The organism is Olleya sp. ITB9 (genome assembly GCF_001315805.1).
Taxonomy (GTDB): domain Bacteria; phylum Bacteroidota; class Bacteroidia; order Flavobacteriales; family Flavobacteriaceae; genus Olleya; species Olleya sediminilitoris.
This window is the reverse complement of the sequence record NZ_BCBW01000010.1, coordinates 104699-127218: the sequence shown is the minus strand read 5'-3', so window position 1 is coordinate 127218 and position 22520 is coordinate 104699. Positions and strand designations below refer to the sequence as shown.

At 30.3% G+C, this 22520-nt stretch carries 24 protein-coding genes; 11 read left to right on the top strand and 13 right to left on the bottom strand.

Going from position 1 to position 22520, the window contains the following annotated elements:
* Positions 1 to 139 precede the first annotated feature (139 nt).
* The 9 genes from ITB9_RS02195 to ITB9_RS02155 all read right to left on the bottom strand — a co-directional run bounded on the left by ITB9_RS02195 (position 140) and on the right by ITB9_RS02155 (position 10584).
* On the bottom strand, positions 140 to 3109 hold the full coding sequence (locus ITB9_RS02195; RefSeq protein ID WP_054850947.1) for a pitrilysin family protein: 2970 nt from the start codon (positions 3107 to 3109) through the stop codon (positions 140 to 142).
* Positions 3110 to 3215: 106 nt separating this feature from the next.
* The gene (sucD, locus tag ITB9_RS02190) at positions 3216 to 4088 is read right to left on the bottom strand and encodes a succinate--CoA ligase subunit alpha (protein ID WP_028607438.1); all 873 of its coding nucleotides are present in this window, start codon (positions 4086 to 4088) and stop codon (positions 3216 to 3218) included.
* Positions 4089 to 4186: 98 nt separating this feature from the next.
* Positions 4187 to 4576 (bottom strand): nuclear transport factor 2 family protein, encoded by a 390-nt coding sequence (locus tag ITB9_RS02185; RefSeq protein ID WP_028289799.1) that lies wholly within the window; start codon positions 4574 to 4576, stop codon positions 4187 to 4189.
* The gene (locus ITB9_RS02180) at positions 4577 to 5512 is read right to left on the bottom strand and encodes a UDP-3-O-(3-hydroxymyristoyl)glucosamine N-acyltransferase (RefSeq protein ID WP_054850946.1); all 936 of its coding nucleotides are present in this window, start codon (positions 5510 to 5512) and stop codon (positions 4577 to 4579) included.
* A gap of 11 nt (positions 5513 to 5523) precedes the next feature.
* Positions 5524 to 6090 (bottom strand): elongation factor P, encoded by a 567-nt coding sequence (gene efp / locus ITB9_RS02175; protein WP_028289801.1) that lies wholly within the window; start codon positions 6088 to 6090, stop codon positions 5524 to 5526.
* Positions 6091 to 6111: 21 nt separating this feature from the next.
* On the bottom strand, positions 6112 to 6897 hold the full coding sequence (gene lpxA / locus ITB9_RS02170; RefSeq protein WP_028289802.1) for an acyl-ACP--UDP-N-acetylglucosamine O-acyltransferase: 786 nt from the start codon (positions 6895 to 6897) through the stop codon (positions 6112 to 6114).
* A gap of 10 nt (positions 6898 to 6907) precedes the next feature.
* Positions 6908 to 8314 (bottom strand): bifunctional UDP-3-O-[3-hydroxymyristoyl] N-acetylglucosamine deacetylase/3-hydroxyacyl-ACP dehydratase, encoded by a 1407-nt coding sequence (locus ITB9_RS02165; protein WP_028607440.1) that lies wholly within the window; start codon positions 8312 to 8314, stop codon positions 6908 to 6910.
* Positions 8301 to 9329 carry a UDP-3-O-(3-hydroxymyristoyl)glucosamine N-acyltransferase gene (gene lpxD / locus ITB9_RS02160; RefSeq protein WP_054850945.1) on the bottom strand — a complete coding sequence of 343 codons (1029 nt, stop codon included), beginning with the start codon at positions 9327 to 9329 and terminating at the stop codon, positions 8301 to 8303. The genes ITB9_RS02165 and lpxD overlap by 14 nt, the downstream gene beginning before the upstream one ends.
* 25 nt (positions 9330 to 9354) lie before the next feature.
* On the bottom strand, positions 9355 to 10584 hold the full coding sequence (locus ITB9_RS02155) for an HD domain-containing protein (protein WP_054850944.1): 1230 nt from the start codon (positions 10582 to 10584) through the stop codon (positions 9355 to 9357).
* Positions 10585 to 10621: 37 nt separating this feature from the next.
* Between ITB9_RS02155 and ITB9_RS02150 the strand changes: the two genes are divergently transcribed.
* The 6 genes from ITB9_RS02150 (at position 10622) to ITB9_RS02130 (ending at position 15268) form a co-directional block, all read left to right on the top strand.
* A complete protein-coding gene (locus ITB9_RS02150) occupies positions 10622 to 12175 on the top strand; it encodes a response regulator (RefSeq protein ID WP_054850943.1) in 1554 nt (517 codons plus the stop codon).
* 20 nt (positions 12176 to 12195) lie between these two features.
* Positions 12196 to 12609 carry a tRNA (adenosine(37)-N6)-threonylcarbamoyltransferase complex ATPase subunit type 1 TsaE gene (gene tsaE / locus ITB9_RS02145; RefSeq protein WP_028607444.1) on the top strand — a complete coding sequence of 138 codons (414 nt, stop codon included), beginning with the start codon at positions 12196 to 12198 and terminating at the stop codon, positions 12607 to 12609.
* Between the two features lie 170 nt (positions 12610 to 12779).
* On the top strand, positions 12780 to 12923 hold the full coding sequence (locus ITB9_RS15530) for a hypothetical protein (protein WP_187294243.1): 144 nt from the start codon (positions 12780 to 12782) through the stop codon (positions 12921 to 12923).
* Positions 12886 to 13407 carry a hypothetical protein gene (locus ITB9_RS02140; protein WP_261975536.1) on the top strand — a complete coding sequence of 174 codons (522 nt, stop codon included), beginning with the start codon at positions 12886 to 12888 and terminating at the stop codon, positions 13405 to 13407. The genes ITB9_RS15530 and ITB9_RS02140 overlap by 38 nt, the downstream gene beginning before the upstream one ends.
* A 253-nt stretch (positions 13408 to 13660) precedes the next feature.
* Positions 13661 to 14860 (top strand): alanine dehydrogenase, encoded by a 1200-nt coding sequence (locus ITB9_RS02135; protein WP_028607446.1) that lies wholly within the window; start codon positions 13661 to 13663, stop codon positions 14858 to 14860.
* Positions 14861 to 14884: 24 nt separating this feature from the next.
* Positions 14885 to 15268 (top strand): DUF4258 domain-containing protein, encoded by a 384-nt coding sequence (locus ITB9_RS02130; RefSeq protein ID WP_028289810.1) that lies wholly within the window; start codon positions 14885 to 14887, stop codon positions 15266 to 15268.
* Positions 15269 to 15308: 40 nt separating this feature from the next.
* Here the strand turns inward: ITB9_RS02130 and ITB9_RS02125 are convergent, their stop codons facing one another.
* Positions 15309 to 16484: a proline dehydrogenase family protein gene (locus ITB9_RS02125; RefSeq protein ID WP_054850941.1), complete on the bottom strand. Its 1176-nt coding sequence runs from the start codon at positions 16482 to 16484 to the stop codon at positions 15309 to 15311.
* 95 nt (positions 16485 to 16579) lie between these two features.
* Here ITB9_RS02125 and aroB point away from each other — a divergent pair, with 95 nt between their 5' ends.
* Together aroB and ITB9_RS02115 are read left to right on the top strand one after the other, a co-directional pair.
* Positions 16580 to 17644 carry a 3-dehydroquinate synthase gene (aroB, locus tag ITB9_RS02120; RefSeq protein ID WP_054850940.1) on the top strand — a complete coding sequence of 355 codons (1065 nt, stop codon included), beginning with the start codon at positions 16580 to 16582 and terminating at the stop codon, positions 17642 to 17644.
* A gap of 85 nt (positions 17645 to 17729) precedes the next feature.
* Positions 17730 to 18026 carry a hypothetical protein gene (locus ITB9_RS02115; RefSeq protein ID WP_054850939.1) on the top strand — a complete coding sequence of 99 codons (297 nt, stop codon included), beginning with the start codon at positions 17730 to 17732 and terminating at the stop codon, positions 18024 to 18026.
* Here the strand turns inward: ITB9_RS02115 and ITB9_RS02110 are convergent, their stop codons facing one another.
* The 3 genes from ITB9_RS02110 to ITB9_RS02100 all read right to left on the bottom strand — a co-directional run bounded on the left by ITB9_RS02110 (position 18027) and on the right by ITB9_RS02100 (position 20310).
* Positions 18027 to 18542, bottom strand: coding sequence for a DinB family protein (locus ITB9_RS02110; RefSeq protein ID WP_054850938.1), 516 nt, complete (start codon positions 18540 to 18542; stop codon positions 18027 to 18029). It abuts the gene before it with no gap.
* A gap of 78 nt (positions 18543 to 18620) precedes the next feature.
* Positions 18621 to 19100: an Lrp/AsnC family transcriptional regulator gene (locus ITB9_RS02105; protein WP_028289815.1), complete on the bottom strand. Its 480-nt coding sequence runs from the start codon at positions 19098 to 19100 to the stop codon at positions 18621 to 18623.
* Between the two features lie 73 nt (positions 19101 to 19173).
* Positions 19174 to 20310, bottom strand: a complete 1137-nt coding sequence (locus ITB9_RS02100) for a M14 family zinc carboxypeptidase (RefSeq protein ID WP_054850937.1) — start codon at positions 20308 to 20310, stop codon at positions 19174 to 19176.
* A 313-nt stretch (positions 20311 to 20623) separates the two neighbouring features.
* Between ITB9_RS02100 and ITB9_RS02095 the strand changes: the two genes are divergently transcribed.
* From ITB9_RS02095 to ITB9_RS02085, 3 genes are all read left to right on the top strand, one after another.
* A complete protein-coding gene (locus ITB9_RS02095; protein ID WP_054850936.1) occupies positions 20624 to 21070 on the top strand; it encodes a helix-turn-helix transcriptional regulator in 447 nt (148 codons plus the stop codon).
* Between the two features lie 236 nt (positions 21071 to 21306).
* Positions 21307 to 21681, top strand: a complete 375-nt coding sequence (locus ITB9_RS02090) for a hypothetical protein (protein ID WP_028289818.1) — start codon at positions 21307 to 21309, stop codon at positions 21679 to 21681.
* A gap of 3 nt (positions 21682 to 21684) precedes the next feature.
* Positions 21685 to 22470 (top strand): TerC family protein, encoded by a 786-nt coding sequence (locus tag ITB9_RS02085; protein WP_028289819.1) that lies wholly within the window; start codon positions 21685 to 21687, stop codon positions 22468 to 22470.
* Positions 22471 to 22520 lie beyond the last annotated feature (50 nt).

Here is a 22520-nt window from a genome sequence, read left to right as displayed (position 1 = left end):
TTGTTTACACGAAAACACATTGTTAGTTTACTATTTCAAATATAGTAATTACAATTTGTTATGTATAAAAAAACCTCATAATTTATAGTAATTATGAGGTTTTGTATTCTAATTCTTTTTAGTCAATAGACTATTAAAGTTACATTTTTACGTCTTCAGATTTTTCGTAATTAAATAAATGGTCAATATCCATTTCTTGAACTTTTCCTAATTTATTTAAAGCTTTTAAATCAACGTCTTTTTTATTACCAATTACCATGACGTTGTAATCTTCACCTTTTATGTTTTTATTAAAAAACTCGCGTAAGTCTGCTAAAGTCATATCTTTAATAGCATTATACATAGCCTCTCTGTTATCTTCAGAGATTCCTAATTTTTGAAGTCTTTCATAATTCCAGAAAATACTTGATTTATTAATACGCTGTGCAGCTATTTTTTTAAGCGTAGACTCTTTAGCAGCATTAAATTGTGCTTCAGATTCTGGCATATCATTCATTAATCCCATCATAGCATCAACAGCTTCTGGCATTTTATTAGCCTGAGTACCAATGTAAGCCATCATGTAATTAGCATCATCTTTTTCTCTAGCTGTACTGTAGCTTGACCAAGCAGAATATGCTAATGATTTAGATTCTCTAATTTCCTGAAATACAATGGAAGATAGTCCACCACCAAAATAAGTATTGAATAATGTTGAAGCAGCCATATTTTCAGCTTTAAAAGGCTCTCCTTTAGCTAAAAACATCATTTCTGATTGTACCATATCAAAATCTACAAAATACACATTTCCACCTGTTTCTTTTTCTTCAAAAGTCATAGCTTCAGGATAATCCTTTAATTGTACATTAACTTTATGTGATGCATTTAAGGCAGATACAGCATTGTCTATATCTTTACCATAGTAAAACATACGTTGCTTGTAATTTTTTAAATCCTTTGCTAAAGCAACCAATTCTTCAGGATTAATTTTATTTAACTCTGATACCGAAATTATATTACGGAAACTAGAATTTTCGCCATATTTGGCATAGTTAAGTAAACCACGTCTTAAAATACTCCCTTTATTAGTCTTAGTATTTTGTCTTCCTTTAGCTATAGATTGTACATATTTATCATAAGCTTCTTGATCTGCAACAGCATTATCTAATAAATGTTCTAGTAATTCTAATCCTTTTGGAAGATTTTCTTTTAAACCACTTAAACCAATGTATGTTTTTTCGTTACCAGTATTAACGTAATAATCTACTCCTAACTTATAAAACTCTTTTTTAAGTTGCTCATTAGAATATTTTTCTGTTCCTAAATACTCTAAATAGCCAACAGCTAAGTCTAATTTTTTATCATTATCACTTCCCATGTCAAAAATGATATTCATATCAAACAAATCATTTGTTTCATTTTCAATGTAAGATACTTTAATTCCGCTATCAGTTTTAGTTTCTTTTATAGCTGAAGCATAATCCACATAAACAGGCTTAAGAGCTTCAGATTGAATGTTATTAAACTCTTCTATAAATTCAGAATTAGATCCTCTATTTAAATTTACTGGAGTTATTCCTGGGTTTTGAACCTTTACAATATTTTCATCAATACCTTTACGTTTATAAGTTACAACGTAATTGTCTTTATAAAATGAATTAGCAAAATCAACTAATTCTTGCTTAGTTATCTTTTTAAGATCATCTAAAAATTTAACTTTATCTTCCCAGTTTTCGTTATGGATAAACGCATTTACATACGCATCTGCAACAGCTGTACTGCTTTCGTATTGTTTAAGTTGAGATTTTTTTAAGTCATTAATTACAGCATCAATCATCCAATCTTCAAACTCTCCTTTTTTTAGCTTTTCAATTTGCTCTAAAAGTAATTCTTTAAGTTCATCTAAAGACTGACCTTCTTTTGGTGCTCCACTTAAAACATGATAACCATAGTCATTTAAAAATGTAGGCGACGATCCTGCATATTGCACTAATTGCTTTTGATTTAAGTTTAAATCCATTAAACCAGCATTTCCGTTAGCTAAAATCATATCTGCTAAAGTTACCAGTTTTTCATCCTCTGTTTTTACACCTCCAGTACGATATGCAATAGAAATACTTTCTGATGTTGGTCCAAAAACTTCGTTTTCTACTACACTTGTTATCATTTCTTCTTTAGGTAATTCTGGATGTTTAACTTCCTTTTTCTCTAATTTACCAAAGCTTTCATTTACTTTACTTATTGTAGCATCAAAATCTAAATCTCCAACCAATACTACAGCCATGTTATTTGGGACGTAATATTTATCAAAATAATTATGAATATCAACCATCGATGGGTTTTTCAAATGCTCGGCAGTACCAATAGTTGTTTGTTGACCATATGGATGATTAGGAAATAAACCTTTAAGCATTGCTGCATAACGTTTACGTCCATCACTATCTTGGCCTCTATTAAACTCTTCAAAAACAGCTTCTAACTCAGTATGAAATAAACGTAACACGACTTGTCCAAAACGTTCACTTTCAAGCTTTAAAAATTTATCAAGCTCGTTTGCAGGAATTTTATTTGTATAAACTGTTTGCTCAAACCATGTGTAAGCGTTTGTACCAGTGGCACCAAGAGAACTTGACATTTTATCATACTCGTTAGCTACAGAAAAATTTGAAGCTGCTAATGATACACGGTCAATTTCTTTATAAATAGCTAATTTATTATCTGGATTTTTTTCTGCTCTATGTTTTTCATATAAATTAGAAATAGTATCTAGATATTTTTTTTCAGTTTCCCAGTTAACAGTACCAATTTTATCTGTTCCTTTAAAAACCATGTGTTCTAAATAGTGAGCTAATCCTGTAGATTGTTTAGGATCGTAGTTAGAACCTGCTCTTACTGCAATGTATGTTTGTATTTTAGGTTCGTCTGTGTTTTTACTTAAATAGACTTTTAATCCATTATCTAAAGTGTATAAACGTAATCCTGTTGGGTCATTTGCAACGGTTTGATAACTAAATCCATTAGCGTCATTTTGGGTTTCTGACTTAGCTACCGAAGACGCTGTATTACCTTTTTTGCAACTAGCAACTAAAGTAATTATAGCAATAGCTAAGACTAATTTTAAGTGTTTCATTTTTTGATTGATTATATTAATAAAAAAAGTTCGTTAGCTAAATTAAGCTAACGAACTTTAAAGGGTATTATATTTTGAGTATTTTAACAGAAAATCAACAGATTTCTTATCCTAATACTTCTGCTACTTTTTTACCAATTTCAGCTGGAGAATCTACAACGTGGATACCACATTCTTTCATAATCGCTTTTTTAGCTTGAGCTGTATCATCAGATCCACCTACAATTGCACCTGCGTGACCCATTGTACGACCTGCTGGAGCAGTTTCACCTGCTATAAATCCTACGATTGGTTTTTTACTACCAGACTCTTTATACCATTTAGCAGCATCAGCTTCTAATTGACCACCAATCTCACCAATCATAACAACACATTCAGTTTCTGGATCGTTAATTAATAACTCAACAGCTTCTTTAGTAGTTGTACCAATAATTGGATCTCCTCCAATACCAATTGCAGTTGTGATACCTAAACCTTGTTTTACAACTTGGTCTGCAGTTTCATAAGTTAAAGTACCTGATTTAGATACAACACCTACTTTACCTTTTTTGAAAACAAAACCTGGCATGATACCAACTTTAGCTTCACCTGGAGTAATAACTCCTGGACAGTTAGGACCAACTAAACGACAATCTTTATCTTTAATATAATCTGCAGCTTTAATCATATCTGCAACAGGAATACCTTCTGTAATAGTAATAATTACTTTAATTCCAGCGTTGGCAGCTTCCATAATTGCATCTGCAGCAAAAGCTGGTGGCACAAAAATGATTGTTGTATCTGCACCTACTTTATCAACAGCTTCTTGAACTGTATTAAAAACTGGCCTGTCTAAGTGTGTTTGTCCACCTTTACCTGGTGTAACACCACCTACTACATTTGTTCCGTATTCAATCATTTGACCAGCGTGAAAAGTACCTTCACTACCTGTAAATCCTTGAACTATTATTTTTGAATCTTTGTTTACTAAAACGCTCATGTTTTGTATTGATTAAGAAGTTTTATGTTGAATTGTTATTTACTTTACAAAAGTAAGTTTTTGTCTGCTAATTGAAAACGAATTTAATATTTAATTTATTAAAATGATGATAAGCTTTGAGGATTCTCGTCAAACAACTGACTAATTTCGTATCCTTTGTATAATAGACCGTTTTTGACTTCCCAAATGGAAATAAAATGTGCTATTGGTTCGATTTCATCTGGTCTTTCAATTGTTGCTGCATAAGCAGTATATCTTGCAGTAATTGTATCGTTTTCTTTTAATAAATGGCTTAATTTATATGTAAACGTTACAAATGACTGCCTTATATCTTGTAATTTGGCTTTAATACCATCATGATCTAAAGCTATATAGCCTTTACTACTATTCCAATGTAATTGACAATCTTTGTCAAACATATTTATAGCATCTTCTGATTTTGCTAAATCTAAATTATAAAAGGCTTTAACAACCGCTCTTGCTGACATCTATTTATTTTTTAAATGTTTGATAATTTCTGGAATTCGCTTAATGTAAGCCAATTCTTTTAATTTTACTCGTGATTCTTCAATTGGAGTACCAAAATAAGATTTACCACCTTCGATAGATTTTGTAACACCTGTTTGACCTAAAACATTAGCTTTTTTACCAATTGTAATTCCGCTGGTAGTACCAACTTGTCCCCAAAGTGTCACTTCATCCTCTATGATACAACATCCTGCAATCCCTGTTTGTGATGCAATTAAGCATTTTTTACCAATTACAGTGTCGTGACCAACTTGAATTTGGTTATCTAGTTTAGAGCCTTCTCCTATAATAGTATCTCCTGTAACCCCTTTATCAATAGTACAAAGGGCTCCAACATCAACATTATCTTTTATTACAACTCTACCTCCAGATTTAAGTTGATCAAATCCTTCTGGTCTATTTTTGTAATAAAAGGCGCTTGCACCTAAAATTGTACCAGCGTGTATAGTTACATTATTACCAATTACTGTATCATCATATATACTTACATTGGAATGTATGACACAGTTGTCGCCAATAACAACATTATGACCAATAAAACAATTGGGTTGAATTATAGTATTTTCACCAATCTTAGCTGAAGCTGAAATAGCTGAATTAGCACTTTGAAAAGGCTTAAAATGAGAGGTTAATTTGTTAAAATCTCTAAACGGATCATCACTAATTAATAATGCTTTACCTTCTGGACAATCAACCTTTTTATTAATTAAAACAATTGTAGCTTTACTATTTAAAGCTTTATCGTAATATTTAGGATGATCAACAAATACGATATCTCCTGGTTCGACAACATGAATTTCATTCATGCCTAAAACCTGAAAATTTTCGTCTCCAACAAAGGTGCTATCAATAAGTGACGCAATTGCTTTTAATGTATATGGTTTAGGAAACTTCATGTGTTAACTAACTATTCTTTAACACGTTCTTTGTAAGTTCCTTTTACAGTTTCTACTTTAATTTTATCTCCTTCATTTATAAATAAAGGCACATTAACAATAGCTCCTGTTTCAACTGTTGCTGGTTTTGTAGCATTAGTTGCAGTATTCCCCTTAACACCTGGCTCAGTAGCTGTAATTTCTAAAACAACACTAGCAGGTAATTCTACTGATAAAGGACTATTATCTTCTGTATTAATAATTACTGTTACAACTTCTCCTTCTTTCATTAATTCTGGACGATCTAAAGCTGCTTCTAATAATCTAATTTGAGTATAATCTGCTTCATTCATAAAATGATAAAATTCACCATCATTATATAAATATTGAAATTTATGAGTTTCTACTCTAACATCTTCTAATTTGTGACCTGCTGAAAATGTGTTATCAATAACTTTTCCGTTAGTTACACTTTTTAATTTTGTTCTAACAAAAGCTGGACCTTTACCTGGTTTTACATGTAAAAATTCAATTATTTTATAGATATCATTATTATATCTTAAGCATAATCCGTTTCTAATATCTGATGTTGTAACCATTTTATAATTTTGTTTTAATTTTTAATTTGATTTAAAATAACCTTTCATAATACCTCTATGAGAGTTTTTGATAAACTGAAGTATCTCGTCACGCTCAGTTGTCGCTTCCATTTCTGCTTCAATAATAGCTGCTGCTTGTGTATTATTATAGTTTTTTTGATATAATATTCTAAATATATCTTGAATTTCTCTAATTTTTTCTGTGGAATACCCTCTACGTCTTAATCCAACAGAATTAATACCGACATAAGATAATGGTTCTCTACCTGCTTTTACAAAAGGTGGTACATCTTTACGTACTAAAGATCCTCCTGTTACAAAAGCATGACTACCTACTGAACAAAATTGGTGTACAGCAGTCATACCTGCAAGTACAACATAATCTCCGATATTAATGTGTCCTGCTAATGTACTATTATTAGAAAATATACAGTTGTTACCTACAATACAGTCATGAGCAATGTGGCAGTAAGCCATGATTAAACAATTGTCACCAACAACCGTTTTCATTCGGTCTGTTGTCCCTCTGTTTATAGTTACACATTCTCTAATGGTCACATTATCACCTATTATAGTTAATGTGTCTTCATCGTTATATTTAAGGTCTTGTGGTACAGCAGAAATCACTGAACCTGGAAAAATATTACAATTTTTTCCTATTCTTGCGCCTTCCATTATAGTGACATTACTACCTATCCATGTGCCTTCTCCAATAATTACATTATTGCTAATAGTCGTAAATGGTTCTATAACCACATTTTTGGCAATTTTCGCACCTGGATGTACGTATGCTAAAGGTTGGTTCATTTTTATTGTATTATTTTACTTTAGTTATTTGTGCCATTAATTCGGCTTCTGCACATAATTTACCATTAGTATAAGCGTAACCTTGCATATGGCAAATACCACGTCTTATAGGTGTTATTAACGAGCATTTGAAGATTAATGTATCTCCTGGCACTACTTTTTGCTTAAATTTAACTTTATCCATTTTCATGAAAAATGTCAAATAATTTTCTGGATCAGGAACAGTACTAAGTACTAAAATACCTCCTGTTTGTGCCATAGCTTCCACAATTAAAACTCCTGGCATTACTGGAGCTCCTGGAAAGTGACCTTTGAAGAACTCTTCATTCATGGTCACATTTTTCATTCCTATAACTTTGTTTTCAGATAATTCAAAAACTTTATCAAGTAATAAAAAAGGTTGTCTATGTGGTAACATATCCATAATTTGATTTACATCCATAACTGGAGTTTGGTTTAAATCAATATTTGGTACGTTATTACGTCTTTCGTTTTTAATGAGTTTAGACATTTTTTTTGCAAACTGTGTGTTTACAAAATGTCCTGGTTTATTAGCTATTACTTTACCTCTAATACGTGTTCCGATTAAAGCTAAATCACCTATAACATCTAATAATTTATGTCTAGCAGCTTCATTAGGATAATGCAAAGTAAGGTTGTCTAAAATCCCATTAGGCTTAACTGCTATAGCTTCTTTATTAAAAGCTTCTTTAAGTTTTTCCATAGTAGAATCGGATAATTCTTTATCTACATATACTATAGCATTATTTAAATCGCCTCCTTTAATTAAACCATGCTCTAGTAATGCTTCTAATTCATGTAAGAAACTAAAAGTCCTTGAGTCTGATATATCTTTTTTGAAGTTAGATATTTTATTTAAAGTTGCATTTTGAGTTCCTAAAACTTTTGTACCAAAGTCAACCATTGTTGTTACTTGATACTCTTTAGAAGGCATGACTAAAATCTCGCTTCCAGACTCTTCGTCAGTGTAAGATATAACATCAGTAACCTCATAAACTTCTCTGAATGCTTCTTGTTCTTGGATACCTGCTTTTTCAATAGCTTCTACAAAAAACTTTGATGAACCATCCATAATTGGTGGCTCAGAGTTGTCTAATTCTAAGATAGCATTGTCAATATCTAAACCAATCAATGCTGCTAATACGTGCTCACAGGTCTGAATAGTAACACCGTTTTTTTCTAAACAAGTACCACGTTGTGTGCTAGTTACATAGTTTGCATCTGCTTCAATTACTGGAGTACCCTCTAAATCAATGCGTTTAAAAGCAAATCCTGTGTTTTCTGAAGCTGGTTTGAAAGTTAATGTTACCTCTTTTCCTGTGTGTAAGCCAACTCCTGTCAAGGATATTTCCTTTTGAATTGTTTTTTGCTTTATGTCAGTACTAACTATTCCCATTTCCTTTTTTTTCTAATTCGTTTATGGTTTTTACCAATTTTGGTAAGTTTTTAAAATATACATAGGATTTATTGTAATCTCCATAAGATAAAGCTGGTGACCCTTGAAGCACCTCGTTATCTTTAACATTACGTCCTATACCTGATTGTGCTTGTATTTTTACATTATTACCAATAACAATATGCCCTACAATGCCTACTTGTCCTCCAATTTGACAATTTTCACCAATTTTGGTAGAACCCGCTATGCCTGTTTGGGCAGCAATAACAGTATTTTTACCAATCTCTACATTGTGTGCTATCTGAATTTGATTATCCAATTTTACACCTTTTCTTATAATTGTAGATCCTAATGTTGCTCTGTCAATAGTAGTAGCTGCACCAATGTCTACAAAGTCTTCCAATATAACATTACCTATTTGTGGCACCTTGCTATATTCTCCGTTTTCATTTGGCGCAAAACCAAATCCATCAGCTCCTATTATAGCTCCAGAGTTTATAACACAATTTTTACCAATAATACAGTCTGAATAGATTTTTGCTCCAGAAAACACGACTGTGTTATCTTGTATAGTTACATTGTCACCAATATAACTATTAGGAAAAATCTTAACATTATCACCTATTGTTACATTATCTCCAACTACGGTAAATGCACCAATGTAAATATCCTTTCCGATTTTAGCCGAATCTGATATTGATGTTGGTTGCTCTATACCAAACTTATTTAGCTTAACTTGATTATAGTATTCTAATAATTTTGAAAATGACTTATATGCATCTTCTACTTTAATTAGCGTACAAGTTATATCTTGTTCTGGTATAAAGTCTTTACCAACAATAGCTATTGTTGCTTTTGTGGTATATATATAGGGCGTGTATTTAGGGTTCGCTAAAAAGGTTAAAGCACCTTCTACTCCTTCTTCTATTTTTGATAATTTAGATACCTCTACCTGAGGATTGCCTTCTACGACACCATCTAAAATACCAGCGATTTGTTCTGCTGTAAATTTCATTGTTAGCAAAAATAGAAAAAATGTACTAAAGTTTGTCTTTTGGATAACATATATAATATTTAGTCACTGTTTTTGATAGTGCTTTTAAATTTAGTTGGTCTGAAGCCTTAACTATATCCTCTACTTTACCGTTTTTGTACAAAATATTTATATTTTGTTTTTTTCTAGTATAAGCTTGATTACTTATTTGTCCAGTAAACACAAAATAATTAGCTTCATGATCGGAAATACTATGTTTTTGTTGCAAAGTTTTTTTATGATTATCTAACACATCTTGCTTAATTGGTTTCTTTTTTATTTTAACCTTTAATAAATGTCTATTAATAATCATATCACAAAGATTTTTTAGTACAAAATCATCGTGATATTGCCAGTTTTTCATTGCTGAAACAATATCATAATCATCTAGTTTAGCAAAGGTTTCAAGACAATCTGAGTTAAATTCATTTAAAGTAATTTCATTTTCTAAAAAGAATAACAATGGTTTACTTGCTTGTAATTTTACTCCGTTTTTAACTAACTCTTTAGCTCTTTTTAATACTCGTATTAACAATTGCTCTGCTACTAAACTTGTTTTATGTAAATACACTTGCCAATACATTAAACGTCTAGCTACCAAAAATTTTTCAATACTATAAATACCTTTATCTTCAATAACTAAATGGTCATCTTTTACATGTAACATAGTAATTAGACGCTCACTATTTATATTGCCTTCAGATACTCCTGTGTAAAAACTATCACGTTTTAAATAATCTGCACGATCCATATCAATTTGACTTGATATAAGTTGTAACATAAATTTACGATGGTACTTTCCTTTAAAGATTTGGATGGCTAGTGTTAAATCGTCGTTAAATTCAGCATTTAATTCTTGCATAAATAACAATGAAATCTCTTCATGAGAAACACCACTAACAATACTATGCTCCATTGCATGGCTAAAAGGACCATGACCAATATCATGTAACAAAATGGCTATACATAGTGCTTTTTCTTCTTCTTCAGAAATCTTAACTCCTTTAAATCTAAGCACTTGAATTGCCTTTTGCATTAAATGCATACAACCAATTGCATGATGAAATCTAGTATGATGCGCTCCTGGATATACTAGATATGACAATCCCATTTGTGAGATTCTTCTAAGTCTTTGAAAAAATGGATGTTCAATTAAATCAAAAATTATAGAATTTGGAATAGTAATAAATCCGTAAATTGGGTCGTTTAATATTTTAAGTTTGTTACTTGGTTTCAAGCTTAAGCCTTTATTTAATTAATATACACAAATATACATGAACAATATAAATATTCTTTGGGTTGACGACGAAATAGATTTACTAAAACCTCATATCCTGTTTTTAGAGAAAAAAAACTATAATGTCACAACTTGTAATAGTGGTACAGAAGCTATAGAAATTCTGGATGACAAAAAATTTGATATTGTTTTTTTAGACGAAAACATGCCTGGATTAACAGGCTTGGAAACGCTACATGAAATTAAAGAAAAGCAAGATACACTTCCAGTAGTAATGATTACTAAAAGTGAAGAAGAATACATTATGGAAGAAGCTATAGGTAATAAAATAGCCGATTACCTTATAAAACCCGTAAACCCAAACCAAATACTTTTAAGTCTTAAAAAGAATTTAGACCATTCTAGATTAGTGTCTGAAAAAACGACTTCTAATTACCAACAAGAATTCCGAAAAATAGCAATGGACATGGCTATGGTAAATAGTTATGAAGAATGGGCAGATTTATATAAAAAGTTAATTTATTGGGAAATTCAGCTAGAAGACATTGAAGACCCTAGTATGTTTGAAATTTTAGAATCTCAAAAAAACGAAGCCAATACACAATTCGGAAAATTTATAGATAAAAATTATCCGTCTTGGTTTGAGCCAAACACAGATGCTCCTACTCTATCACATACATTGTTTAGAGAAAAAATTGCTCCAGAATTAAGCAAAGAGCAACCTACATTATTAGTTGTTGTAGACAATTTACGTTATGACCAATGGAAAGCTTTTGAACCTTATGTAAATAATCATTACAAAAAAACTAAAGAAGAAGCTTTTTACAGCATCCTACCAACAGCAACACAATATGCTAGAAATGCCATATTCTCAGGATTAATGCCACGAGACATGGAGAGCTTACATCCTGAGTATTGGAAAAATGATACTGATGAAGGTGGAAAAAACCTTCATGAAGCTGATTTTTTAAACGCACAAATGAAACGTTTAGGATTAACAAAACTTAAACATGAATATTACAAAATCACAAATTTAACTGCAGGAAAAAAATTAGCAGATAACTTCAGAGGTCTTAAAGACAACGATCTAACTGTAGTGGTATATAATTTTGTAGATATGTTATCACATAGCAAAACAGAAATGGACGTGGTTAAAGAATTAGCGTCAAACGACAAAGCGTATAGAAGTTTAACGCAAAGCTGGTTTAAAAACTCTCCTTTACTAGAAATGATACAACAGGCTCAACAATTAGGTTTCAAATTAATTATCACCACAGACCATGGTACTATTAATGTTAAAAACCCATCTAAAGTTATTGGAGACAGAGATACAAGTTTAAATTTACGCTACAAAACTGGACGTAGTTTAAGCTACGAAAACAAAGACGTTTTAGCTGCTAAAGACCCAAAATCAATACATCTTCCTTCTATCAACATGAATAGTTCGTTTATATTTGCTAAAAACGATTTATTTTTTGCTTACCCAAATAATTACAACCACTATGTTAGCTATTATCGCAACACCTACCAACATGGAGGAGTGTCTTTAGAAGAAATGATAATACCATTTGTTGTATTAAATCCTAAATAAACTATTTTTGCTTAAAAAAAGTGGAACTAAATTATAACTTAGAGGACGTAGAGGCTATTGCTAAACAAATTTTAGAAACTACTACTTCCAAAACAATATTATTTGAAGGAGAAATGGGTGTAGGCAAAACTACACTTATTAAAACTTTAGTTAAACTTTTAGGAAGTATTGACAATGTTAGCAGTCCTACCTTTTCTTTAGTAAATGAATACAAAGGTCAAAATGATACTATTTATCATTTTGATCTTTATAGAATAGAAGACGAAACAGAGTTATACGATTTTGGTATTGACACTTACTTGTACAGTAATAATTATGTATTAGTAGAATGGCCAGAACTATTAAAACCTTTAATTCAAGACAACTACAGTATTATCCGCATAAAACTGTCAGAAAACTCTACACGCAATCTTACTATAGAGAATTTTAGCTAAAATCAGCATTTTTTTCTTTCAATCAAGAGTGTTTTTTTAATCAATTGCGGTTTTAACCACAGTAAAAAATTCAAAAAAGTCATTTTTTAACATACTTTTAACATTTTTCAAGTTTTTGAATTGACTTTTTATCTACATTCGAGATGTAAACTAATTTAATCCCTAGCAAAATGAGAACTAAAAAGTATCTAATAGCGATTGCTATTTTTGGTGGAGTAATATTCTCTGCACAAGCGTCAAATCTTATTGATTTAAATGAACAACAGACAACAGAAATTGACAGAAATAGAATCAAAATCCCAACACACGGATAATAAATCTTTTATAATAGGCAGTATTATAGCTACATTTATAGCTATAACTCCATATATCTTCTACTACTATGAAAGTGTTCCAGACGTAAAAATTTGGAATACTTTTTTGTTTAATTACGATAGTAAATACTACTTAAGTGCACAAGTAGGAATATGGACTATTATTGGAAAATTTGTTCCGTTATATTTATTAATAATCTGGTTTTTCACCTGTCGTCATTGGTGGTACCATGCATTATTGATACCTATAATCATGTATTTTTTTCAATTTGCAACTGTAATAAACGAGGATTTAAAATACGTAGATACAAACCAATTTCTGTACCTAGTGATTATGATGGCTATAGTTATACCATCTATCTACTTAGTTAGAGCAAGGATATTTAATAAAATAAACACAGTAAACAAATCACTTCAAGATTTAGAAGATGAACTAACCATAAAACCAAAAACACTTTGGGGAAAAATTAGACAATATTTTTAACTAGCTTATAGCTTATAAATGATTACCAAATGTTTTTTTTAGATCACAACCCTAAACATGCTAAACAACCTACTAAATACAGCTATAAAATTTAAAGTAAAAACATCCAAAAACAAATCAAACCAAACATTACAACAACAAGAAGAAGATTTATTAAGAAAGCCAACCAACCTGTGGGAAAAAATAAGACTTTATTTTTAGTACAATAAGTTACAATAATTTTGTAATTTGTTGTTTTAAACTTAACTAAATTATGTCCAAACCACTGTCTCCATTTTCTAAAGCAGAATTAATCCCTCAAGAAGAAACTTTAGAGATTTTTAAGCACAAAAGCAGTCTTTTTATAGGAATTCCCAAAGAAACAGCTTTTCAAGAAAAACGTGTTTGCCTTACACCTGATGCTGTATCTGCAATTGTAAGCAATGGTCATCGTGTACTAATAGAATCTGAAGCTGGTAAAGGTGCAAATTTTAGCGATAAGGATTATAGTGAAGCTGGAGCTGAAGTCACAAAAGACACAGCAAAAGTTTATTCTTGCCCTATGATTTTAAAAGTAGAACCTCCTACTCTTGAAGAATTAGACTTAATAAATCCACAAACTACTTTAATATCTGCATTACAACTTAAAACACAATCAAAAAAATATTTTGAAAAATTAGCATCAAAACGTATTACCGCTTTAGCTTTTGAATTTATTCGTGATGAAGATGGTGCTTATCCAGCAGTTAGAGCATTAAGCGAAATTGCAGGAACTGCATCTGTATTAATTGCATCTGAATTATTGAGTAATTCTAGCAATGGTAACGGATTAATGTTTGGTAATATAAGCGGTGTACCTCCAATAGAAGTAGTAATACTTGGTGCAGGTACTGTTGGAGAGTTTGCCGCAAGAAGTGCTATTGGACTTGGTGCCAACATTAAGGTTTTTGATAATTCTATTACAAAATTACGTTGTTTACAAGCTAATTTAGGTCGTACAATTTACACATCAACATTACAACCTAAATATTTAGGCAAAGCTTTAAAACGCTGTGATGTGGTTATTGGTGCTGTTAGAGGTAAAGACAGAGCTCCTATTATTGTATCCGAAACAATGGTTGAAACCATGAAAAAAGGATCCGTGATTATTGATGTTAGTATTGATATGGGTGGATGTTTTGAAACTAGTGAAGTCACATCTCACAACAATCCTACTTTTAGAAAAAACGGAGTTATACATTATTGCGTACCAAATATTCCTGCAAGATATTCTAGAACTGCTTCTGCTTCTATAAGTAATATTTTTACACCATATTTATTAGAAATAGCAGATAACGGTGGACTTGAGCACGCTATTAGATTTGACAAAGGTTTAAAAAACGGACTATATTTTTATCACGGAATTTTAACAAATCGTGCAGTCGGAGAATGGTTTGACTTAAAACATAGTGATATTAACCTTTTAATATTTTAAATTTGCAATTCGAAAAAATTTAAAATGAAAATATTACAACGTATTGGTTATTATTTAGGAGGTTTTGCAATAGGATTAGTATTATTAGCTTTTTTTTTAAACGGAAGAGGTGTTTCTTGCGAGTATAATTACGGTCCAGAAGGTCGTGTATTAAAAAGCATAAGAACTAAAACACTTCAATTTTCTGAAGCCAGCAAAACCACCATTGCAACAAGAACTATTGATACAGCAGCTATTAGCTATTTATTAAAAGAAGGAGATGTTGACTTTTCTAAAAGCCAACCAAGACAAGAACCTTGTGGAATTTACTATATTTCTGGTACTACAAAAGACAAAAAACAATTTGAATTATTAGTTCAAAATTGTGACAGTATTGCAACAATGCAATCCATTAAACAATTAGATTAATAAAATCCGAAAACAAATCAAAAATTAAGAGTAAATATTCCTATTTACTCTTTCTTCGTTTACGCTCTGCTTTTAACAAAGTTAACTCACGACCAGTTTGTCCTGCAACAGATGTGTTTTCTTCTGCACGTCTAATTAAATATGGCATTACGTCTTTTACAGGTCCAAATGGTAAGTATTTTGCAACATTATAGCCTTGATCTGCCAAATTAAAACTAATATGATCACTCATTCCGTATAACTGCCCAAACCACACACGATTATCTTTTTTATCTATTCCTAAATCATCCATTATCTTCATGGCTAAATAAGTGCTTTCTTCGTTATGCGTTCCAACAAAAATTGAAATATCACTTAAGCTTTCCATGATATACTGCAAGCAATCGTTAAAATTTTTGTCGGTTGTAATTTTATCTTTACATATTGGTGAATCATACGCTTTTTCAAGCGCACGCTCACGTTCTTTTTCCATGTAAGCACCTCGTACTATTTTATAACCCAAAGTATACCCACCTTGCTTGGCTCTTTCATGCGAAGCTTTTAAATATTCAAGCCTATCATGCCTGTAAGTTTGAAGTGTATTATAAACAATTGGTTTGCCTGTATTATAAACTTTCATCATGTCCTCAGCTAACTCATCTGCAGCTTCTTGCATCCAGCTTTCTTCACCATCAATTAAAACTTCAACATCTTTAGCCTTGGCTAACTTACATATAGCATGATAACGCTCTACAATCCTACTCCATTCTGCAGCTTCTTCGTTAGTAAAAGGTTTTCCTTCCCCTTTTTTCTGAAACAAATAAAAACGCCCTAAACCAGTTGGCTTAAACACAACTATTGGCATTGCTTCTTTTTCATCACAAAAATGAACTAGTTTTATGATTTTTTCTTTAGCAGAATCAAATTGATTTTCAACTGCTTTTCCTTCAACTGAATAATCTAGAACAGAACAAACACCTGCTGTATACATTTTGTCTATAACACTAATACAATCATCCTCATTAACACCTCCACAAAAATGATCAAATACAGTAGCACGTATCAAACCTTCTACTGGTAAATGTGCTTTTAAAGCAAAATTAGTAGCAGCTGTACCAATTCTAACCAGTGGTTGATTAGAAATCATTTTAAATAAAAAGTAAGCGCGTTCTAACTCTGAATCACTTTTTAACTTAAAAGCCACTTCTGTATTTTCAAAAAAAGAGTCCTTTATCATATTTATATTTTTTAAGACGAAACAAATATACTATGTATTACCAATAGTTTTTAAAAAAACTATTAATTTTACAGCTTAACGTTTTTAAGTTTTTCATGACGCCAATTACAACTCAAGACTACAGTATTCAGTTTAACTCCGATTGCTATTCAGCTTTAAGCAATTACATTCAAAATAACACATTTTCAAACATATTTATACTAGTAGATAGTAATACGTCTGATCTTTGCTTACCTAAACTTTTAGCACAATTAAATACAGAATTAACTATAGAAGTTATCGAGATTGAAGCAGGAGAACAACACAAAACCATCGAAACTTGCTTAGGTGTTTGGCAAACCTTATCTGAATTAGGTGCAGACCGAAAATCTTTAATGCTAAATTTAGGAGGTGGAGTGGTCACTGATTTAGGTGGTTTTGTCGCGTGCACTTACCAAAGAGGTATTAAATTTATAAATATACCTACTACTCTTCTGTCCATGGTTGACGCATCAATTGGAGGTAAAAACGGGGTTGATTTAGGAGCTATTAAAAACCAAATTGGGATTATTAAAACACCAAACATGGTATTGGTTGACACAAATTATTTATCTACATTATCAAGCCGAGAAATGAGATCTGGATTGGCAGAAATGCTAAAACACGGATTAATTCACAACGAATTGTACTATAATAAGTTGTCGATTTTATCTAATCTAACACTTGAAGATTTAGATCAGTTAATTTACGATTCGATTTTAATAAAAAAAGACATTGTTGAACAAGATCCAACCGAACAAAATTTAAGAAAATCTCTTAATTTTGGACACACACTAGGACATGCAATTGAGTCGTTTTATTTAAACCATAAATCTAAGGCTTTATTACATGGTGAGGCTATAGCTATTGGTATGATTTTAGAAACTTATTTATCTAATAAATTATTAGATTTTCCGGAAGATAAAATGCAGCTCATAAAAGAAAACACCATAAAGGTTTATGGTAAAATTGATATTCCCGAAGCAGACTACCTTCCTATTATAGAATTAATGAAGTTTGATAAGAAAAATATAAAAGGCAATATTAACTTTGTATTACTAAACAGCATAGGTGACCCAAAAATTAATCAAACTACAGCTAATGATTTGATAATCAAATCATTTAAGTTTTACAGCAATTAACACTTTTGTATTATAAAAAATCGTAATTTTAAGTAATTGCAAAAATTGCAAGACTCTCCAATCAGTTAAATAAAACTATATTGGTATGCGAAAAATTATTGTAGATTACAAAAAATTGACTCCAGAAGTACTGAATCTTTTATCCTCAAAATTTCCTGATGGTTATGGTGATAATGATATCATAACCTTTGATAATCACAGAAATGAGACTATAGAAGCTGTAGAAGTTAAAACAGAAGACACTATTTACCTTGTCAAAGTTAGCAGTAAACTTCACTATACAATGATAAATTTTGACAACACAGAAATCTTTCAAACCAATGATAATGGATATATTATCACAGATTTAGACAATAAAACACTAGATAATGAAGAAGAATAATTACAAATAAAGTCTTCTTATAACGTTATTATGGTGTATTTCATGACCAATAATTAAAAAACCTAAAGCTCTTACAGACACCTCTCCTGCTCCAGCAATTCCTTTACTTTTTAAAGTTTGATTATCAAAACTTTTAAACAACGTTAATGTTGCTTGCCTCACACTCTCATACTCCTTTAACAAACTATCTAAAGAACGGTTAGATGCATTTGATACATCTACATAATCATTTTCATTAAAACCCAATAATGCTGTTTTGTCTTGTCTAGCAAAACGTAATGCACGATAACAAAAAATACGCTCTGTATCTATAAGATGACTTATAATCTCCTTAATAGACCACTTACCTTTAGCGTATCGATAATCAAGCTTAGAGTCTTCAATAGACTTATAAAAGTCTAAATTAGTATTTAAACCCGAAATCAAACCTGGAATTAATTCTACATCAACAGCTAAATCTATATAACCCTTAAAATAAAGAATATACTCATCACTTTTTAAATCTAAAATTGTCATAAATTGAATTTTTAAGTAATTTAAACAAAAAACGCTTCAAAAATGAAGCGTTTTTAGATTATAATAAATTAAAACGACTTATAAATCGTTAAAAATACTATGCATTAAACGTTTTTTGTCGTTTATGCTTTCGTCTAAAGAAATCATAGTTTCTGTTCTGTACACACCTTCAATGTCATCCAACATAAAGATTACGTCCTTTGCATGCTCTGTATTTCTTGCTCTAATCTTACAAAAGATATTAAATTTACCGGTTGTTACATGTGCAACAGTTACATAAGGTATCTCACTAATACGCTCTAAAACAAATGATGTTTTAGATGTGTTTTGAAGAAAAACACCAACATAAGCAATAAAAGAATACCCAAGTTTTTTATAATCTAAAGTCAATGATGACCCTTTGATTATTCCTGCATCTTCCATTTTCTTTACTCTAACATGAACTGTACCAGCAGAAATCAATAATTTTTTTGCGATATCAGTAAAAGGTACTCTTGTGTTTTCGATTAACATATCAAGAATTTGATGATCAATTTCATCCAATTTAAACTTTGCCATTTTGTGTTTTTGTTAAATAATAAGCAAAATTAAAACATTTTTAATGAATTATCTATATTAAAAAACAAGAATTTTAAAGATTTAATGATAATTTCACATTGTTTATGAATACGAAATCGTTTTCGTAGTTAATTGACACAACTTCATTATTTGAAGTAAAAACCTTACCATTATTAGCAATCAGCACTTTATGAGCATGAAAATCTGATAAATCCTCAATAGCAATAATTTTTGGAATAAATTTCAGTTGTTTATCAACTAAACGTTCTTGATAGTTAATTCCAATGTCAAAAACACCATTATCAAACTGTGCATTTTTGATTATTATATCGTAAAAAAGCTTTCCGTTTTCTGGAATTTTAAAATAATCTTGATAATTATCGCCTGTAACGTCATGATTTGCAATATAATTTAATGTAACTACCAAAGATTTATATACAAAACGTCTTACCTCTTCCCTTTCATAATCACCTTTATAATGCCCAGCTTCAAATAAGACAGTAGGTGTGTTTAAGTTTTGAAACGTATCACCAACACAATTTATATTAAAACCATCGTCATAACGTCCTATTTGGTCAGGTAAGTCTAATTGAAGCGTTTGGTTTATAGCATTAATAATCTCCATTGCTTGTTTCCTTGCTAATGTTAAGCTACGATCAACATCAGCAGCTGGCGATAAAAAAGATAATGTAGCTATATTATTGGTTTGTCCAGCACTAAATAAAGTACGCTGACCATGTAAATTAAGGCAAAAGTCAGGTTTAAAAGCAGTATAACAGTCTTGTAATACTTGACTTTCTGGCTGAGTTAAAGCTTGTGCATCACGATTTAAATCAACTTGATTAGCATTTAGTCTAGTATAAGCTTCAGATCCATCTGGATTAAGCATTGGGATGATTTTAATAGTGCATTTATCTAAAACAGATATTAATTGACCATCATAAAGGGTGTTTAAAAGATCAAAACAAGCTTTTGTAGTTGTAGACTCGTTACCATGCATTTGAGACCACATCAAGATTTTTTTTGGTCCTTTACCTAAAGTTATAGAATAAATGTTTTTACTCAACACAGATTGACCAATACAATCAATTGTAAAAACATCAGACAGTTTATCCATTAATGGAGTAAGGTCTTTTAAGGTAATATAGCGACCAAAAATTTTGGGTTCTTTATACGTATCATATAAAGTATTTAAAAGTGTATTATCCATAGGTGTTTATTTCGTTTACAAATGTAACACTTTAGTTATTTACATTTGTAAACAAGGTGTTTTACATTTGTAATTTACTTTTGTAAACTATTAACTCTTAAAAGTATTTTAAAATAAGTGCTTTAAACACAAATAGTTACAACTTGATTAATATTTAACCTAAAAAACTTTAAATCAATTATTTAAACAACTGTATTTAAAGTTTAACTTTATATAAAACACTCCTTGAAAACGATTCCAATTGTAACATATACACCTCTTTTTACAATTGTAACATTGTATATTCAATTGAATTGTTTACATTTGTATCACCATGATAAACAATGCAGAATTTTCTAAAAGACTTCAAAAAGTCATCGATTATTACAGTGAAAGCGCCTCTTCTTTTGCTGAAAAAGTAGGTGTACAACGCTCTAGTATTTCACATATATTATCAGGTAGAAACAAACCAAGTTTAGAATTTGTTTTGAAGGTATTAGACACTTTTCCTGAAGTAGAATTATATTGGTTGATGAATGGAAAAGGACATTTTCCAAAAAGTATATCGATTCCAAAAATTGAAAAACCTCCTACTCCAAAAAAAATGAATCAGGACTTATTTACAAATTCTGAAAACTTAGATTCAGAAATTCCTAAAAATCCAGAATTAAAAAATGTTGAGGCTTTTCAAAATTTAAATCATAATATTTCAAAAGGAAAAAAAATTGATCGCATTGTCATTTTTTATTCTGATGGTAGTTTTTCAAATTATGAAAATTAAAATTTGTGAATCTTACTTAATTTTAAATATCATTTAAAAAAATTCATTTTTTTAAAATCAGAGATATTTTCTCTTTGTTATTAAAAAAACACTTTTTACTAAATAAATTGGTTTTTTCAAATTTCTCGAATTTGATGTTAGGTACACAAATTTTTCAAATACGCGATTTATAGAAAGGTTACTTTTTTGATTAAATAAACAAACATTTGATTAATTTTGTAGTAAACCGTTTTTTAATGAAAGTAAAAATTTTATACCTATTATTAATAACTACATTTTTTAGTTGCTACACTATTGAAAGAGATTGTAAAACTTTTAAAACAGGACAATTTTACAGTGAAGTAAAAATTGGAGATATTACCTATAAATCTAATTTTACAAGAAACGATAGTTTACAAATTGAAACTTATGATGGTAAAATTGACAGCACTCAAGTAAGATGGGTCAATGATTGTGAAGTGATTTACAAAACTATTAATCCTAAAAATATGGCTGAACGTAAAGATGTCCATCTTAAAATTTTAACCACAACAGATTCTTCTTATACTTTTGAATATTCATATGTAGGTGAAATAAATAAACAAAAAGGAACTGCTTATCTAAAACCATAAATTATGTTAGATTTTTTTACTTCAAGTGATGCTATTTTTGCCTTACTTACCCTAACTTTCCTTGAAATAATTTTAGGTATAGATAATATTGTTTTTATATCTATTGCTGCAAATAAATTACCCGAAGAGCAACGTAGTAAAGTGACTAATATTGGGTTGTTATTAGCAATGGTCCAACGTATAATACTATTATTTTTTGTGTCATTTTTAGTTGGTTTATCAGAACCGTTTTACAAGTTGGATTTAGACTGGATGCATCTTGAGTTAAGTTGGCAAGCTTTAATATTATTTTTTGGAGGACTCTTTTTAATATACAAGTCAACTTCTGAAATTAGAGAAAAAGTTGATACACCAAAACACGATGAAGACCAGGTTAAAGGAAAAGTGATTAAGTCCTTACAACAGGCAGTGGTTCAGATTTTAATTATAGATTTTATATTTTCAATAGACTCTATTTTAACAGCTGTAGGTATGACTAATGGACTGTCTGAAAACCATAACTACAACTTAATTTTAATGATCGTTGCAGTTATAATTTCTATAGTCATAATGATTTCTTTTGCTAATAAAATTAGACGATTTATAGAGAGTAATCCTAGTATACAAATATTAGGTTTATCGTTTTTAATATTGATTGGTTTTATGTTAATTACAGAAGCTGGTCACCTATCACACACTACATTTTTTGGTAATACAGTTGGAGCAATACCTAAAGGTTATTTATATTTTGCTATTGCTTTCTCTTTATTTGTTGAGTTTTTAAACCAGAAAATTAGCAAGAAAAAATAAAAAAGCCATCCTTTCGGATGGCTTTTTTTTTTATAAATATTATGCTAAGA

Excerpts from the sequence above, each read along its gene's own strand:
- ITB9_RS02165 (WP_028607440.1), bottom strand. The coding sequence starts at position 8,314 with ATGGGAATAGTTAGTACTGACATAAAGCAAAAAACAATTCAAAAGGAA.
- ITB9_RS02185 (WP_028289799.1), bottom strand. The coding sequence starts at position 4,576 with ATGTCAGCAAGAGCGGTTGTTAAAGCCTTTTATAATTTAGATTTAGCA.
- ITB9_RS02105 (WP_028289815.1), bottom strand. The coding sequence starts at position 19,100 with ATGGCAAAGTTTAAATTGGATGAAATTGATCATCAAATTCTTGATATG.
- ITB9_RS02115 (WP_054850939.1), top strand. The coding sequence starts at position 17,730 with ATGCGAAAAATTATTGTAGATTACAAAAAATTGACTCCAGAAGTACTG.
- ITB9_RS02125 (WP_054850941.1), bottom strand. The coding sequence starts at position 16,484 with ATGATAAAGGACTCTTTTTTTGAAAATACAGAAGTGGCTTTTAAGTTA.
- ITB9_RS02195 (WP_054850947.1), bottom strand. The coding sequence starts at position 3,109 with ATGAAACACTTAAAATTAGTCTTAGCTATTGCTATAATTACTTTAGTT.
- ITB9_RS02110 (WP_054850938.1), bottom strand. The coding sequence starts at position 18,542 with ATGACAATTTTAGATTTAAAAAGTGATGAGTATATTCTTTATTTTAAG.
- ITB9_RS02180 (WP_054850946.1), bottom strand. The coding sequence starts at position 5,512 with ATGAAGTTTCCTAAACCATATACATTAAAAGCAATTGCGTCACTTATT.
- ITB9_RS02135 (WP_028607446.1), top strand. The coding sequence starts at position 13,661 with ATGTCCAAACCACTGTCTCCATTTTCTAAAGCAGAATTAATCCCTCAA.
- ITB9_RS02090 (WP_028289818.1), top strand. The coding sequence starts at position 21,307 with ATGAAAGTAAAAATTTTATACCTATTATTAATAACTACATTTTTTAGT.
- ITB9_RS15530 (WP_187294243.1), top strand. The coding sequence starts at position 12,780 with ATGAGAACTAAAAAGTATCTAATAGCGATTGCTATTTTTGGTGGAGTA.
- lpxD (WP_054850945.1), bottom strand. The coding sequence starts at position 9,329 with ATGAAATTTACAGCAGAACAAATCGCTGGTATTTTAGATGGTGTCGTA.
- efp (WP_028289801.1), bottom strand. The coding sequence starts at position 6,090 with ATGGTTACAACATCAGATATTAGAAACGGATTATGCTTAAGATATAAT.
- ITB9_RS02130 (WP_028289810.1), top strand. The coding sequence starts at position 14,885 with ATGAAAATATTACAACGTATTGGTTATTATTTAGGAGGTTTTGCAATA.
- ITB9_RS02095 (WP_054850936.1), top strand. The coding sequence starts at position 20,624 with ATGATAAACAATGCAGAATTTTCTAAAAGACTTCAAAAAGTCATCGAT.
- sucD (WP_028607438.1), bottom strand. The coding sequence starts at position 4,088 with ATGAGCGTTTTAGTAAACAAAGATTCAAAAATAATAGTTCAAGGATTT.
- ITB9_RS02085 (WP_028289819.1), top strand. The coding sequence starts at position 21,685 with ATGTTAGATTTTTTTACTTCAAGTGATGCTATTTTTGCCTTACTTACC.
- ITB9_RS02150 (WP_054850943.1), top strand. The coding sequence starts at position 10,622 with ATGAACAATATAAATATTCTTTGGGTTGACGACGAAATAGATTTACTA.
- lpxA (WP_028289802.1), bottom strand. The coding sequence starts at position 6,897 with ATGAACCAACCTTTAGCATACGTACATCCAGGTGCGAAAATTGCCAAA.
- ITB9_RS02100 (WP_054850937.1), bottom strand. The coding sequence starts at position 20,310 with ATGGATAATACACTTTTAAATACTTTATATGATACGTATAAAGAACCC.
- aroB (WP_054850940.1), top strand. The coding sequence starts at position 16,580 with ATGACGCCAATTACAACTCAAGACTACAGTATTCAGTTTAACTCCGAT.